Consider the following 14341-nt stretch of genomic DNA (forward strand, 5'->3'; position numbering starts at 1 on the left):
GCGCCCGGACCCTGCTGGCGGTGGCGGTGGCCGGCGAGGCAGGATGTATGCCGTGGCGGGCAGGGTTAAGGACGAGGACATCGCACTGGTCCGCGACCGGACGTCGATCGCCGACGTGATCGGTGAGACGGTGACGCTGCGCTCGGCCGGCGGCGGCAACCTGAAAGGCCTCTGCCCCTTCCACGACGAGAAGAGCCCGTCGTTCAACGTCGCCCCGGCCCGCGGCGTGTATTACTGCTTCGGCTGCGGCCAGGGCGGCGACGCGATCAAGTTCCTGATGGACGCGGAGCACCTGTCGTTCATCGAGTCGGTGGAGCGGCTGGCCGGCAAGGCCGGCATCCAGCTCCGGTACGACACCGACGGCGCCGCCCCGGCCGGCCCGCGCCCGCAGGCCGGGCAGCGGCAGCGGTTGATCGCCGCGCACGCCTCGGCCGTCGAGTTCTACCGTGACCAGCTCGGCTCGCCCGGCGCGCGCAAGGCCCGCGAGTTCCTCGCCGAGCGTGGTTTCGGCCGGGAGGCCGCGGAGAAATACGGCTGCGGCTTCGCCCCGGACTCCTGGGACGCGCTCAGCAAGCACCTGCGCCTGCAGGGCTTCACCGCCGACGAGCTGATCACCGCGGGCCTGTCCAAGACGGCCCGGTCCGGGTCGCTGATCGACAGGTTCCGCCGCCGGCTGCTCTGGCCGATCCGGGACCTGAGCGGCGACGTGATCGGGTTCGGCGCGCGCAAGCTGTTCGACGACGACGACGGCCCGAAATACCTGAACACCCCCGAGACGCCGATCTACAAGAAATCGCACGTGCTCTACGGCATCGACCACGCCAAGCGGGAGATCGCCAAGCGCGGCCGGGCGGTGATCGTCGAGGGCTACACCGACGTGATGGCCTGCCACGAGGCCGGCGAGCCGACGGCGGTGGCCACCTGCGGCACCGCGTTCGGGGTGGACCACATCGGGGTGCTGCGCCGGCTGCTGATGGACAGCGACAGCTTCACCGGCGAGATCATCTACACCTTCGACGGCGACGCCGCCGGGCAGAAGGCGGCGCTGCGCGCGTTCGAGGAGGACCAGCGGTTCGTCGGGCGCACGTTCATCGCTGTCAGCCCGGACGACATGGACCCGTGCGAGCTGCGCCTGGCCCGCGGCGACCTGGCGGTCCGCGACATGATCGCCGGCCGGGAGCCGCTGGTCGACTTCGCGCTGCGGCACACCATCAGCCGATTCGACCTGGACACGGTCGAGGGCCGGGTGGAGGCGATGCGCCGCGCCGCGCCGCTGGTCGCCAAGATCAAAGACCGGGAGAAAAGGCCCGAGTACGCCCGGAAACTCGCCGGTGACCTGGGCATGGACCTGGAGCCGGTGCAGCGCGCGGTGAACAACGCGCTGCGCGGATCCGACGCGGCCGAGCAGCGGGCGCCCCGGCCCGCCGCCCACTCGCCGCAGCGGCTGGTCGAGCGGGACGCGCTCAAGCTGGCACTGCAGGAGCCGGTGCTGGCCGGCCCGATGTTCGACGCGGTCGGCCCGGAGAACTACGGCGACCCGGTGCTGCGCGCGGTGCGGGAGGCGATCGACGCGGCCGGCGGGGCGGGCTCCGCGGTCAGCGGGGTGGTCTGGATCGAGAAGGTCCGCACCGCCTGCGCCGACCTGACCGGGCAGATCGCCGTCGGTGAGCTGGCCGTCGAGCCGCTGCTGATCGACGGCGTGCCGGACCCCAACTACGTGCAGGTCACCCTGGCCAAACTCCAGTTGCCCCGGGTCACCCAGGTGATCCGCGACCTGAAATCGAAACTGCAACGGCTCAACCCGGTCACCAGCAAGGACCAGTACCTCGCCCTGGCCGGGGAACTCTTCTCGCTCGAACAGCAGGCTCGCGCCCTGCGTGAACAGGCGGCAGGTGGCATGTGAAGCTCTTCCGACGACGGCCCGCGCTGCCGGCCGGCTCCCGGCCCCCGCTCGAGGCGGAGGAGCGGGTCATCGCCTGGTGCCCCTGCGAGCAGGGCGGTGTCGTGGTGGCCACCAACCGGGGGATCTGGCTGCCGGCCGCCGCCGACCGGCTGGGCTGGCACGAGATCCACAAGGCCGCCTGGTCCGGGCGGGAACTGCGGATCACCCCGGCCGAGGTGGCCGAGGAGCGGGACGGGTACGCCGTGCTGGTGGACGGGCCGGTGGCGGCCTTTCTGCTGCTGGAGCCGGGGGAGGTGCCCGACCAGGTGCGCTCCCGGGTGACGCGGTCTGTGGCGTACACCACACATCACGAGCTGGAGCGCGGCGCGGTCCGGGTGGTCGGCCGCCGGGTGACTGGTCAGGACGGCCTGAGCTGGGCGGTTCGCTACGACTCCGGCACCCCGGTGGACCAGCCGGAGGTCGTCCGGATGACCGACGAGCTGGTCGGCGCGGCGCGAAATTCTGTCGCACCCCCTCCGTAGTCTTCGGGGCGTGACTGCTCTCATCCACGCCCGCGGATTGATCAAGCGGTTCGGCGACTTCACTGCCGTCGACGGCATCGACGTCGACGTGCAGCCCGGTGAGGCGTTCGGCTTCCTGGGGCCCAACGGCGCCGGCAAGAGCTCCACCATGCGGATGATCGGGTGTGTCTCGCCACCCACCGGCGGCGTCCTGCGGATCCTCGGCATGGATCCGCTGCGGGACGGCCCGGCGATCCGCGCCCGGCTCGGCGTCTGCCCCCAGCTGGACAACCTGGATGTCGAGCTCTCCGTCCAGGAGAACCTGACGACCTATGCCCGGTTCTTCGGCATCCCGCGCGCCACCGCCCGCCGCCGGGCCGCCGAGCTGCTCGAGTTCGTGCAGCTCAGCGAGCGGGCCGGCAGCAAGGTGGAGCCGCTCTCCGGTGGCATGAAACGCCGGCTCACGATCGCCCGCGCGCTGGTCAACGAGCCCGATCTGGTGCTGCTCGACGAGCCCACCACGGGCCTCGACCCGCAGGCCCGGCACCTGGTCTGGGAGCGGCTGTTCCGGCTCAAGCAGCAGGGCGTCACCCTGGTCCTGACCACGCACTACATGGACGAGGCCGAGCAGCTCTGCGATCGCCTGGTGGTGATGGACGGCGGCCGGATCGTGGCCGAGGGCTCGCCCCGCTCGCTGATCGAGCGGCACTCCACCCGTGAGGTGGTCGAGCTGCGGTTCACCACCGAGGACCAGGGGACCTATGCCGGCAAGCTGGCCGGCATCGCCGACCGGGTCGAGGTGCTGCCCGACCGCGTCCTGCTCTACGTCGCCGACGGCGACGACGCCCTGGCCGAGGTGCACCGGCGCTCGCTGAGCCCGGCCTCCGCCCTGGTCCGCCGCTCCAGCCTGGAGGACGTCTTCCTCCACCTCACCGGCCGCACCCTGGTGGACTGACGATGACCTCCGCGGCGTACGTGTTGGAGTACCACCTCGTCAACTACCGGCGGACCTGGCGGTCGAGCGCCCTGTCCACGCTGGTGCTGCCGCTGCTGACGATGCTCGGGTTCGGGCTGGGCGTCGGTGGTTACGTCCAGACCGACATCGACGGCGCGGCCTATCTCGACTGGATAGTGCCCGGCCTGATCGCCTCGACCGCCGCGCAGACCGCGCTGGGCGAGGCCACCTGGCCGGTGCTGAGCAGCTTCGAGTGGATGAAAACCTACTTCGCGCAGGCGGCGGCGCCGCTCCGGGTGGCCGACATCCTCGGCGGGCACCTGGCGTTCATGCTGTTCCGGGTGCTGCTCGGCAGCACCGCGTTCCTGCTGGTGGCGGCCTGCTTCGGCACGCTGCACTCGCCGGCCGTGGTGGCCGTGCCGCCGCTCGCCGCACTGATCGGGCTCTCCGTGGCGGCGCCGGTGGTGGCCTACACCGCCAGCATCCGCAGCGACAGCTACCTGGCCATCCTGTTCCGGTTCGCGGTGTTGCCGATGTCGCTCTTCTCCGGGGTGTTCTTCCCGATCGAGTCGTTGCCCCCGCTGCTGCGCTGGGTGGCCTACGCCCTGCCGCTCTGGCACGGGGTGGACCTGACCCGGGCCGCCACGCTCGGCCTGAACCCCGGGGTCGCCGGGCTCTGGCACGTGCTCTATCTGCTGGCGTGGTGCGCGGCGGGCTGCTTCCTGGCGCACTGGCGGTACCAGCGGCGGCTGGTGTTCTGACGATGAGCCGACGTCCTCCGAGGGGTGTGATGGTGCCGTGCTGACCCTGGTCCTGCCGAAACTGGTGTCGTTCGAGGGCAGCGCCGGCCGGTCCGTGCGGGTCACCGAGCGCAACGTCAGCGCGCTGAAATCGGCGTACTGGGTGGTGCTCGCCGGCGGCCTGCTGGAGCCGGTGCTCTACCTGTTCTCCATCGGCGTCGGGGTGGGCGCGCTGATCGGCGACATCGCGCTGCCCGGCGGCCGGCTGGTCAGCTACACCGAGTTCGTCGCGCCGGCGATGCTGGCCGCCTCGGCGATGAGCGGCGCGCTCGCCGAGACCACCTTCAACTTCTTCGGCAAGATGAAGTTCATGCGGCTGTACGACGGCATGCTGGCCACGCCGATCCGGCCGTTCGAGATCGCCATCGGCGAGCTGATCTGGGCGATGGCCCGGGGCAGCATCTACTCGGTGGCGTTCCTCGCGCTGATGGTGGCGATGGACCTGACGACGCCACTGCGGGCGCTCGCCGCGTTCCCGGCCACGGTGCTGGTCGGGTTCGCGTTCGGGGCGCTCGGCATGACCACCGCCACGCTGATCCGCAGCTGGCAGGACTTCGACCTGATCGGGGCCGGGCAGTTCGCGCTGTTCCTGTTCTCCGGCACGTTCGTCCCGGCCGAGTCCTACCCAGCGGTGCTGCGCTGGCTGGTCGAGCTGTCCCCGCTCTACCGCTCGGTGGACCTGATCCGCGGGATCAGCCTGGGCGCGGTCGGCTGGATCCAGGTGGTGGACGTGCTCTACCTGCTGGCGATGCTCGTCGTGGGTCTGATCATTTCCGGTCGCCGGATGGGCAAGCTGCTCTGTAAGTGAGCGGCGCCGCCGGTCCTCGGGGCCGGCTCATCCCGCGCGGCCGGCCAGCTCGGGTCACCGGGCGCCCGGCGCCGGCCGGTCGCCCCGTGCTCGACCGGTCGGCGCCGGGCGGGTCAGCCCTGGCTCAGGCCGTGCTCCGAGCCCTTCTTCAGCGCGCGGGTGTCCCGCAGCTCCAGGAACGGCTCCTCGTCGGCCGGGTGGCCGGCGGCGATGGCCCGGCCGCGCTCCAGCTCGGCGTCCAGCTCGGCGCCGAGCATGATCGCCATGTTCGAGATCCACAGCCAGACCAGGAAGGCGATCACACCGCCGAGGGTGCCGTACGTCTTGTTGTAGTTGGCGAAGTTGGCCAGGTAGATCGCGAAGCCGGCGGACGCCGCGACCCAGAGCAGCACCGCGAAGATGCCACCCGGGCTGATCCAGCGGAAACCGCCCGTCTTGGCGTTCGGCGAGGCCCAGTAGAGGATCGCGAACATCAGGCTGACCAGTATCACCAGCACCGGCCACTTGGCGATGTTCCAGGTGGTCACGGCCACCCCGCCGAGGCCGATCTTCTCGCCGACCACGCGGGCCAGGTCGCCGGTGAACACCACGATGGCGGCGGAGGCGATCAGCATCACGCCGACCACGGCTGTCACCCCGACCCGGATCGGCAGGGTCTTCCAGATCGGCCGGCCCTCCGGCACGTCGTAGATCGCGTTCGACGCGCGCATGAAAGCGGCGATGTACCCGGACGCCGACCAGAACGCGACCAGCAGACCGATGATCGCCGCGAGCCCGGCGCTGCCGGTGCCCCGCACCTGGCTCAGCACGGTGTTGACCAGGTCGCGCAGCTGATCATTGGGGGTGATCTCACCGACCGCCTGGGTGACCGTGCGCTGCCCGGCCGGCCCGAGCATGCCGAGGATCGAGACGATCACCAGTGTGCCCGGGAAGATCGACAGCACGCCGTAGTAGGTCAGCGCCGCCGCCCAGTCCGAGACGTTGTCCTCGGAGAACTGCTTGAAGGTCCGTTTCAGCGCGGCGAAGATGCCACGCGCCCGCAGCTGGGAGGGCCGGTCCGGGCCGTCGTCAGGTCCGGGCGCGGCGAGATCGCGGGGAGTGGGGGAGTGACCCACCTCGGTGGTGCTGGCAGCGGCCAGATCGAAGTCCTCGGCGCCACGCCGGCGCGCGTCCGTGGCATCCGCGCCGGCCGGTGACGCGCCGGCGTCGGCATCGGCGCCTCCGGCGGTCACCGCGGCGTCGCCGGACTTGCCGGTCCCGGGCTGCTCGTCGGGGTCGTGCTGCCCTTCCGGGCGATGACGGAGTTTCATGCGGGGCTTCCCTTCGGTGAAGCGGCCGGTCGCGCGCGTGCCGCCCTCCCCGCTGCGACGTGCGATGACGACCTGCGAGGGGGATGCCCGGCGGACCGGGTTGCTAACCATCCCCGCACCGGCCCGGCACGATGAATGGGGTTGGTTGGTGCCGTGCCCCTTCGCGACTGCTCGTTGCCTTCCGCTCGTTGCCTTTCGCCCGCTGTCTTTCGCCCGCTGTCTTTCGCCCGCCACCCCGCTGTCCGCTGTCTCCCGTCCACCGCCCCTCCGCCCGCTGCCCTCCGCGCACCGTCCGAGCCTCACCTGAACAGCCTCTTGCGCGGTCCCCACCCCATCCGGGGGCAGACCACCCACAAACCAGCGTCCCGAAAAGTCGCGGCATCCACCGGCCGGCCTGTGTACAACCGGCCGCTGTGGATAAATACGGACGCCGAGCCCGCTCTCGACGTCGACCTTCCGTTGGAGCGGTCACGGCTCGCGCCGGGTCGCAGCGACCCTTGGGCCGCAGCCTTGGGAGCGCGTCCAGCGCCGGAGTTGGCCGCAAGATGGGCATTTGCCGCGTGCGGGGGCACGCGGCGTACGCACGGGCAGCCGACCATTGCATGTCCATTTCCGCAGATGATGCACGTGACTGATGATCCGAAAACGCTCTCCCAGGGCCTCGCCAAGTTTGCTACTCGCTGGTCACCCCACCGATGAACATAGTCGGTCGCCGATGGGTGCACCTCGATCTGATCATGAATCCGCCGGTCACGCTGTCGCACGGCAAGTACGCCGATGATCCGCATCGCGTCGCACGCTCGTATCGGAGGGCAGGACATTCCAGGATGGAGGCAGCCATGGCGTGCCGGCGGCTGGGTACTGGTGGATCAAGGATGGTGCAGCCGATGGTCCATACTGGAAGCGTCGGCACGAGCGAATGCACGTGCACCTGCACGGGTGGTCTCGTCCGGGGAGGAAACTGATGCGGCTGCGACATCCTTCCGGCCGGATCGTGCACCTCATCTGCGGCGTGAGTCTGACCGGGGCCCGGACCCTCACCGACGCCTTCGCGATCATCGATGCGACTGCCGCCGAGTTGCGCGCCGGCCTGCTCGCCGCTCGCGGTGAGGACCCCGGCCGGCTGGGCGTCGCCCTGCGCCTGCCCTACTCGCTCGCCGCCGCCCTCGTCGACGACGGGCGCGCCCGCACCCGGCTGCGTGCCGAGCTCGACGCCCGAGGCATCGAGGTCGTCACGCTGAACGGCGGTCCCGGCGCGGAGGGCGGCGGCTCACCCCCGCTGCCCGGCAGTCCTGATGCCGAGGGCAGCGGCCCGCCTCCACTGCCCGGCGCACCCGGTGCGGAGGATGCCGGCTCGCCCCCGCTGCCCGGTGGATCTGGTGCGGAGGGTGCTGATTCGCCCGCGCTGTCTGGCGGTCCTGGTGCGGAGGATGCCGGCTCCGCCCCGCTGTCCGGTGGGTCTGGTGCGGAGGGCGGCAGCCTGCCCCCGCTCCCCGACTGGAGCCAACCCGCCCGTCTGCAACACACCCTCGGCCTGGCCCGGATCCTCGTCGACCTGTTGCCCGACGAGGAGGTCCGGGGCGCGGTCAGCACCTGCGGGCTGGCTCGCCGCGCGGACTGGGACGAGGCTCACGAGAAGGCGGTCGCCCGGCATGTGGCCCGCCTCTCCGGCGGGCTCGCCGACCTGGCCTGGCGGGTCGGGCGCGCGGTTCGCGCCGGGTTCGAGCCCGGGCCGGGGCAGGTGCTGGACAGCCCGGAGGACACGGTCGCCGCGCTGACCCGGGTGGACAAGGACCGGCTCGGCCTCTGTCTGGACCTGGCCCGCGTGGTACGCGACTGGCCCGCCCCGCGGGACGGCGTGGACCGGCTCACCGACGCCGGTCTCTCGGTGATCACGGTGCGCGTCACCGATCCGTCGGTGGCCTGGCAGCCGGTGCTGCGGCACCTGCTCGCCGCGGACACCGCGCGTACCGAGTACATCGAGGTGGACGCGCCCGGCTCGGCGGCGGTGCACCTGGCGTACGTGATCCGGGAACTGACCGCCCTCGGCCTGGTGCCGGAGGGCGAACCCTGCAACGCGCCCTGACCACACGCTGAAGGCCGCCTCGCGCCGAGGCGGCCTTCAGCGTGTCACGGGGAATCAGATCCCGCTGCCGGACCCCTTGGCACCCGAGAGGGTGTCCGTCGGAGCCAGCAACTCGTCCGTGTTGCCGCTGGTGCCGGTGTCCTGGTGCGCCGTGCCGAGCTTCTCGCCGAGCTTGGACGACTGCAGCTTGTCCTTGCCCTCGGTGTAGAGCTTGTTGGCCTGCGCCTGCGCGACGCCGGCCGCCTCCTGGACGGTCGGATGGTCCCAGAACTTCTGAGCGTTCGCCCGGATCTCCTCATACTTCTCCCGGCCGGCTCGGCTGCCCAGGACGAAGCCCGCCGCGAGGCCGGTGAGGAACATCAACTTTCCGCGCATGATGGCGGCTCCTTCCGATCAGTGACGCCAACGCGTCTGGGGCGTGCATACCCATCCTGCCGCGCCGATATGCCCTCCATCCCGGTTTCACTCCTGTTGCCGGAAGTCGCAACGGCGACATCGCCCCCCACCGCGCGCCACGGGGTATCCCCTTCGCGCCGGGCCCCGGCGATCGTGTAATCTCTTCTCCGTCGCCAGGGAAACCCAGCGGCAGGCACGATCCCCTGTAGCTCAATTGGCAGAGCAGCCGGCTGTTAACCGGCAGGTTATTGGTTCGAGTCCAATCGGGGGAGCGAGCGTTCAGAGGCCCCGGCCCGCTGGTGCGGACCGGGGCCTCTCGCATTGCGGCAGCAGGCCGGCCGCCGCAGACCCCGCGATGCGGTGGTCGCGGCGCCGCGGAAACCTGCTGGCCCATAAAGATCTTTTTCCCGTACGTTCACCGCGTGCCGTTCTGGACCAGGCTCCGTGACCGCGCCCGCCGGCCGGGTCGCCCGTGGGCCGGCCGGCGGTTGTCCGTCTGGGTGCGGGCGGCGGGCTGTCTGGTGCTGTTCCTGTTGAGCATGTTGGCGACAGTGGTGTCCATGCGCGACGGAGCGATCGGCGACATTCTCACCGGGGCCTTCGGGACACTGTTCTTCGGTCTCGGAGTGGTGCTCGGCGTGCGGCAGCTCCGATCCGGCCGGTGGTTCGTCCAGCGGGTGACGCGGGTCTGGGAGTTCGCCGGCGTGGCTCGCCGTGAGCTGGATCGGATCGAGGAGATGGTCGGCTGGCTGCGGGAGCTGCCGCCGGACCGGGCGGCGGTGGAGCTGGCCGATCTGGGGCGGTGTCCCGGTCCGCTGGACGCGCTGTTCTTCCACGCCGGGCGGGGCGAGCTGACCGAGGCGCTGCTGATCTCGGTGGAACGGGTACGGGCGGGCTCCGGCGGGGTGCTGGACGTGGTGCTGGCCAGCCTGGACCGGGACGGGCGGGTGCGGGAGGCCGCGGTCCGGCGGATGGCCGCGGAACCGGCGCCCGGGCAGGAGTGGTTCCTGGTGGAGCGGGCGGTGGACCACGTCCCGGTGATCCGGCAGGTGGCGCTGGGCGCGCTCGCGGCATTGCTGGCCGAGCAGCCGGGCTGCTATGAGGAGCGCGTCTGGCGGGGCTTCGCGCGGGTGGCCGGGCGGGATCGAGCGGTGGGGCTGCGGGCGTTACTGGAGGGGCGGGCGGGGACCGACTGACGGCGGCCGGGGCGGCTGCTGTGGGCGTACGCCAGTAATTTGATCTTGGTTGTGGGTTTTTCGGGGCGCTTGTTCTTTCGCCCCCTTAGCCCGAAGTGCACGGTTACCCTGAGGCTTGCGTTGTTCGCTCTCAGTGAGGTGGTTATGTCGCAGCCGGTCGAGGTGGACGTCGTCATCGTCGGCGGCGGTCTCGCCGGGTTGTCCGCGGCCCGCCGGCTCGACCGTGCCGGGGTGGAATGGCTGCTCGTCGAGGGCGCCGACCGGATCGGCGGACGGGTCGCGACCGACGTGCACGACGGCTGGCGGATGGACCGGGGCTTCCAGACACTGAACACCGCCTATCCACGGCTGCCCGCGCTGGTCGACATCGACGCGCTGGAGATGAGGTATCTCACCTCCGGGGTGCTGGTCCGCCGAGGCGGCAGCCTGCACCGGCTGGAGAACCCGCTGCGCGAACCGCTCACCACCCCGCAGACGCTGCTCTCCGGGATCGGCTCGCTGGCCGACCGGCTGAAGTTCGCCGCGCTGGTCACCCGGTGCGCCACCACGACACCGCAGCGGCTGCTGAGCGCGCCGGAGACGACCACCCAGGAGATGCTCCGCAAGGCCGGCCTGTCCCACCGGATCATCGAGGAGGTGCTGCGGCCGTTCTTCTCCGGCGTCTTCGCCGACCGGTCGCTGGACACCTCCAGCCACGTCACAGCGATGGTGCTGCGGTCCTTCGCCCGCGGCCGGATCGGGGTGCCGGCCCTCGGGATGGCCGCGCTGCCGGCCGCGGTGGCCGGCCCGCTGCCCTTCCCGCAACTGCTCATCGGCGCCCGCACGCTGAGCATCGGCCCCGGCATGGTGGTCACCGAGGGCGGTGAGATCCGCTGCCGCGCGATCATCGTGGCCACCGATCCGGTGCACGCCGCCGAACTGCTTCCGCAGCTGCCCGCGCCGGACATGCACGGGCTGACCACCTTCTACTTCGGCGCCGACCACGCGCCGCTCGACGAACCCATCCTGCTGATCGACGGCGACCGGCGGGAGATCATCGCGAACACCGTGGTGATCAGCAACGCGGCACCCGAGTACGCCCCCAGCGGGCGCAGCCTGATCGCCGCGACAGTGGTCGGCATCTCCGCCCCGTCCAGCGCCTCCGAGGCGGTGATCCGGGTCGAGCTGGCCCGGATGTACGGGACACCGACCGACGACTGGGAACTGCTCAACGTGATCAGCCTGCCGAACGCCCTGCCCGCGGCCCGGGTGCCGCAGGCCGCGCTGCGCAAGCCGGTCGCCCTCGGCGACGGCCTCTTCGTCGCCGGTGATCACCGCGACAGCCCGTCCATCCAGGGAGCGATGGCCGGGGGCTGGCGGACGGCTGGAGAGGTCCTGGCGTCACTCGGCGCCCGGGTCGGGGTGTAGGTCCCTGTCTGGAGGCTTCAACATGAGCGACATCAACCCGGAGAATTTCGCCGAATTCACCACCCAGGACGACGGTGAGTCATGGAGCATCGGCGAGGAAGGCCTGCCGGCGGTGGTCGACCTGCAGCCGCCCGACATGGTGACCGACCCGCGGTCGCAGATTGTTTTGTTGCCACAGACGCTGGTGGAGCGATAGATCGCTAGCTGCGGGAGCGGGGCGCGGGTTACTATCGCCGCCGGTGTAGGGGGCGGTAGCTCAGTGGGTTAGAGCAGGGGACTCATAATCCCTCGGTCGCGGGTTCGAGTCCCGCCCGCCCCACCAGGCATCCCTTGGTCTTAGCCAAGATCAAGGGTGTACGGAAGGGTGTACTGGCAGGCCAGGGGACTGTCGGAAAGTCACCAACCGTTACCTTCGCGTTGAGGCCGGCGCAGTGCCTGGCCCATTCGGCTCGTCGCCTCTCGCTTCAGTTCCGTCGAGGCATCCAGGTACCCCTCAGTCACCTTGATGCTGGAATGCCGCAGGATCTTCTGCACCACGCTGGAGTCGACGCCCAAGGCGATCAAGAACGACGCGGTGAAGTGCCGGCCATCGTGCACCCGAAGGTGCACCCCAGCTTCAGCCTCGATCTCCTGGAACTCCTTCCAGTCGGCCTCGGGGCTGATCGGGTGGCCGAGCCTGTCGCAGAAGACGAAGCCACGATCGACATAGGCGTCACCGGCCATCATCTTCTCGAAGTCCTGGATTTCACGGTGGCGGCGGAACTCCTCGACGAGTTCAGCAGGCAGCGGGATCTCGCCGTAGCTGGAGCCCTTCGGAGGCTTAAGGATCAAACCCCCTTCCACCTGGATTTCACCCGCCTTCAACGGCAGGATCCGCTGCGGGCAGTTGCCGGCCCGGCGCCGGCCGCAGGGGGAGCCGGAGCACCCGTGCAGGAACGGGCGTCGGTGCAACTGCCAGTGGATCCGTGCTTCCGGCTGCTCGGAGTCAATGTCGAGCCACGGCCAACGCAGCCCCAACGCCTCGCCCTGCCGTAGCCCCAGACCGAATCCGCATCGCCAGCGAGTGGAGGAGCGGCGGTTGTCGGTCGCCGCAAGCACCCTGTCCGCCTCGCCCTTGGTCGGCGCGGCAAGGACCTTCTTCTTAGCGGTCGGCGGTGTAATCAGCTCCGCCAGGTTGCAGGTGATGACTCGCGTCCGGAAGGCCACCCGCAGCCCGCGAACGATGATGCGATGCACCTGAAGGACCGTCGTGTCTGCAAGCCCGCTACGGACCATGGCGACGTATACGGCGGTGACGTTCGATGGCTGTAGCCGATCCATCCGGATCTTCCCGGTCGTCGGGTAGGCGTAGCGGCGTAGTTTCTTGCGGGCTCCTTCGATCGTGGTGAGATCCATCGTGAGCGGTGCCACCGTCTCGAAGTACACCTCCTCGAACCACGCCTGGACCGTCGGCGCCCGGCCGGCATTCTGAACCTGACCGGTCCGCTTCTGAGCGAGCAACTCATCGACGCGAGCCTCCGCTCCTTCGTAGTTCTGGCGCTTAACGTGGCGCTGGTCGGGCCGACCGTTCGGCTTCGTTCCGACAGTCACCCAGGCGTGCCACTTGCCGTCGGCCCCCTGGCTGATCGTCGGGTAGTCCTCCGGTTTCCTCTTTTTTGGCATGCAGCAGCTCCTTCGGGATGCGGGCGCGCGTCATCGGCCGGTCCCGGAGTCGGCATGGGCTCACGCAGGGACCGGCGTGACGGTGCAGGGATGGAATCCGCGGAATCGCGGCGATGTGGTGCGGACGTTACGAGGTCAGCTAGCTTCAGGCTTGCGATGTGCCGTGGCGCGTACGTGGTTGGCGAGCACCTGCAACGACTGCACGATGAAGGCGCGATCCGCCGCGGACGTGTTCGGGTCGACGAGCTTGCGCAGGATGATCTGCACGTCGGCCGGGACGGGCATCTCCGGGGTGGCCTGCGGAGGCTCGCGGGTCAGGCCGAGTGCGGCCATGGCATCGTCGATCGGCGCGCCGACGACGCGGCAGAAGGCCTGGACCCTGTCCAGCTCGGGAAGCTGGGTCCCCTTGGCGTTGCGCCAGCGGCTCAGGGTGCTGGTGGAAATCCCGCTGAGTTCGTAGATCTTCCGATCGGTGAGCCGCTGCGCGGGGGGCAGATCGTGTGAGCGCACGGCGCGCAGCCAGCGGTCGACGAACAGCGCCCAGTTTGCCAGCGCCACCGCGGGATCGAGATCTGCCACGACATCACGGTAAGTCCCGTTCGCGGGACGGTTGTCCCGTGGACGGAGACTGTCCCGCGAACGGAGTCGGCCGGGTCGCCGAAAGTTGACCGGCCTGAGCCCGGAAACTCGTTTCTCTGCCCCGGAAGCACGTCTCTCTGCATGGAAGCGCATGGAATACATCGTGCGGATCGAGCGGTGTGATCGGAATCAACCGAAAGTATGAGTGTCTCCGCGAATGGAGACGCATACGGTTGTCTCCATGCACGGAGACAAACCCTCTACTGACTCCACGCACGGAACTTTCCAGCGTGGTGACGAGCAGATCGCCTACAGCGCGAAGCACGCCGGCGCCGTCCTCGACCTCAGCGAGCGCACCGTCCAGAACCTGATCGCGAACGGCCGGATCCGGTCCTTCCTGGAAGGCCGCAGTCGACGCATCTCCCGGCGGGCGCTGGAGGAGTACTGCCGAAACCGAGAGGCCGAGTCGGCGTGACGCACCCAGGCGGAGGGGGCGGCACTGGCCCCGGCGGCGGCAGTGGCACTGGTCCCGGGCGTCTGGAACCGCCGGACTGGTGGGAGCACTCGGCGGAGCGCTGGGTTGCCGCGCTGGAGGACCTCGCGGAGCTTCTCGACCGGCCGGGCTCCCCGATCGTGCTGTCGCCCTGGCCCAACCCTTCCTGAAACAGACGCGCGCCACCACGGGGTAGCATCCCGGGCGGCGCGCAGATCACCGGATCAACCCACCGTTCAGAAAGGC

14 protein-coding genes and 2 tRNA genes are annotated in these 14341 nt (G+C 70.2%); 12 read left to right on the forward strand and 4 right to left on the reverse strand.

Going from position 1 to position 14341, the window contains the following annotated elements; genetic code table 11:
• The first annotated feature begins 43 nt into the window (after positions 1-43).
• Genes dnaG through Actob_RS06725 form a run of 5 tightly spaced genes read left to right on the forward strand, consistent with a single transcriptional unit; the run spans position 44 to position 4966 of the window.
• Positions 44-1903, forward strand: coding sequence for a DNA primase (gene dnaG / locus Actob_RS06705; RefSeq protein ID WP_284919183.1), 1860 nt, complete (start codon positions 44-46; stop codon positions 1901-1903).
• Positions 1900-2424: a hypothetical protein gene (locus Actob_RS06710; RefSeq protein WP_284919184.1), complete on the forward strand. Its 525-nt coding sequence runs from the start codon at positions 1900-1902 to the stop codon at positions 2422-2424. Before dnaG ends, Actob_RS06710 begins: the two co-directional genes overlap by 4 nt.
• A gap of 10 nt (positions 2425-2434) precedes the next feature.
• Positions 2435-3358 (forward strand): ABC transporter ATP-binding protein, encoded by a 924-nt coding sequence (locus Actob_RS06715; RefSeq protein ID WP_284919185.1) that lies wholly within the window; start codon positions 2435-2437, stop codon positions 3356-3358.
• A 2-nt stretch (positions 3359-3360) separates the two neighbouring features.
• The gene (locus tag Actob_RS06720) at positions 3361-4119 is read left to right on the forward strand and encodes an ABC transporter permease (RefSeq protein ID WP_284919186.1); all 759 of its coding nucleotides are present in this window, start codon (positions 3361-3363) and stop codon (positions 4117-4119) included.
• Between the two features lie 37 nt (positions 4120-4156).
• Positions 4157-4966: an ABC transporter permease gene (locus Actob_RS06725; RefSeq protein WP_284919187.1), complete on the forward strand. Its 810-nt coding sequence runs from the start codon at positions 4157-4159 to the stop codon at positions 4964-4966.
• 113 nt (positions 4967-5079) lie between these two features.
• Here the strand turns inward: Actob_RS06725 and Actob_RS06730 are convergent, their stop codons facing one another.
• Entirely contained in the window at positions 5080-6276 is a 1197-nt protein-coding gene (locus tag Actob_RS06730) for a YihY/virulence factor BrkB family protein (RefSeq protein WP_284919188.1), read from the reverse strand.
• A 964-nt stretch (positions 6277-7240) separates the two neighbouring features.
• Here Actob_RS06730 and Actob_RS06735 point away from each other — a divergent pair.
• The gene (locus tag Actob_RS06735; protein ID WP_284919189.1) at positions 7241-8362 is read left to right on the forward strand and encodes an apurinic/apyrimidinic endonuclease family protein; all 1122 of its coding nucleotides are present in this window, start codon (positions 7241-7243) and stop codon (positions 8360-8362) included.
• 54 nt (positions 8363-8416) lie between these two features.
• On the opposite strand, the gene Actob_RS06740 is transcribed toward Actob_RS06735, so the two are convergent.
• Positions 8417-8737 (reverse strand): hypothetical protein, encoded by a 321-nt coding sequence (locus tag Actob_RS06740; protein ID WP_284919190.1) that lies wholly within the window; start codon positions 8735-8737, stop codon positions 8417-8419.
• Between the two features lie 220 nt (positions 8738-8957).
• Between Actob_RS06740 and Actob_RS06745 the strand changes: the two genes are divergently transcribed.
• From Actob_RS06745 to Actob_RS06765, 5 genes are all read left to right on the forward strand, one after another.
• A tRNA-Asn gene (locus Actob_RS06745) sits at positions 8958-9030 on the forward strand.
• Between the two features lie 150 nt (positions 9031-9180).
• Positions 9181-9954 carry a hypothetical protein gene (locus Actob_RS06750; protein WP_284919191.1) on the forward strand — a complete coding sequence of 258 codons (774 nt, stop codon included), beginning with the start codon at positions 9181-9183 and terminating at the stop codon, positions 9952-9954.
• A gap of 144 nt (positions 9955-10098) precedes the next feature.
• Complete coding sequence (locus Actob_RS06755) at positions 10099-11361, forward strand: NAD(P)/FAD-dependent oxidoreductase (RefSeq protein WP_284919192.1); 1263 nt, start codon at positions 10099-10101, stop codon at positions 11359-11361.
• Positions 11362-11383: 22 nt separating this feature from the next.
• A complete protein-coding gene (locus tag Actob_RS06760) occupies positions 11384-11557 on the forward strand; it encodes a hypothetical protein (RefSeq protein ID WP_284919193.1) in 174 nt (57 codons plus the stop codon).
• A gap of 49 nt (positions 11558-11606) precedes the next feature.
• Positions 11607-11683: transfer RNA gene (locus Actob_RS06765), tRNA-Ile, on the forward strand.
• A gap of 74 nt (positions 11684-11757) precedes the next feature.
• On the opposite strand, the gene Actob_RS06770 is transcribed toward Actob_RS06765, so the two are convergent.
• Together Actob_RS06770 and Actob_RS06775 are read right to left on the reverse strand one after the other, a co-directional pair.
• The gene (locus tag Actob_RS06770; protein ID WP_284919194.1) at positions 11758-13023 is read right to left on the reverse strand and encodes a tyrosine-type recombinase/integrase; all 1266 of its coding nucleotides are present in this window, start codon (positions 13021-13023) and stop codon (positions 11758-11760) included.
• A 135-nt stretch (positions 13024-13158) separates the two neighbouring features.
• Complete coding sequence (locus Actob_RS06775; protein ID WP_284919195.1) at positions 13159-13602, reverse strand: helix-turn-helix domain-containing protein; 444 nt, start codon at positions 13600-13602, stop codon at positions 13159-13161.
• Positions 13603-13843: 241 nt separating this feature from the next.
• Between Actob_RS06775 and Actob_RS06780 the strand changes: the two genes are divergently transcribed.
• Complete coding sequence (locus Actob_RS06780; RefSeq protein ID WP_284919196.1) at positions 13844-14077, forward strand: helix-turn-helix domain-containing protein; 234 nt, start codon at positions 13844-13846, stop codon at positions 14075-14077.
• The last annotated feature ends 264 nt before the right edge of the window (positions 14078-14341 follow it).

Origin of the sequence: Actinoplanes oblitus, from assembly GCF_030252345.1 — a bacterium.
GTDB lineage: Bacteria > Actinomycetota > Actinomycetes > Mycobacteriales > Micromonosporaceae > Actinoplanes > Actinoplanes oblitus.

Excerpts from the sequence above, each read along its gene's own strand:
- dnaG (WP_284919183.1), top strand. The coding sequence starts at position 44 with ATGTATGCCGTGGCGGGCAGGGTTAAGGACGAGGACATCGCACTGGTC.
- Actob_RS06720 (WP_284919186.1), top strand. The coding sequence starts at position 3,361 with ATGACCTCCGCGGCGTACGTGTTGGAGTACCACCTCGTCAACTACCGG.
- Actob_RS06730 (WP_284919188.1), bottom strand. The coding sequence starts at position 6,276 with ATGAAACTCCGTCATCGCCCGGAAGGGCAGCACGACCCCGACGAGCAG.
- Actob_RS06735 (WP_284919189.1), top strand. The coding sequence starts at position 7,241 with ATGCGGCTGCGACATCCTTCCGGCCGGATCGTGCACCTCATCTGCGGC.
- Actob_RS06740 (WP_284919190.1), bottom strand. The coding sequence starts at position 8,737 with ATGCGCGGAAAGTTGATGTTCCTCACCGGCCTCGCGGCGGGCTTCGTC.
- Actob_RS06755 (WP_284919192.1), top strand. The coding sequence starts at position 10,099 with ATGTCGCAGCCGGTCGAGGTGGACGTCGTCATCGTCGGCGGCGGTCTC.
- Actob_RS06760 (WP_284919193.1), top strand. The coding sequence starts at position 11,384 with ATGAGCGACATCAACCCGGAGAATTTCGCCGAATTCACCACCCAGGAC.
- Actob_RS06770 (WP_284919194.1), bottom strand. The coding sequence starts at position 13,023 with ATGCCAAAAAAGAGGAAACCGGAGGACTACCCGACGATCAGCCAGGGG.
- Actob_RS06780 (WP_284919196.1), top strand. The coding sequence starts at position 13,844 with ATGCACGGAGACAAACCCTCTACTGACTCCACGCACGGAACTTTCCAG.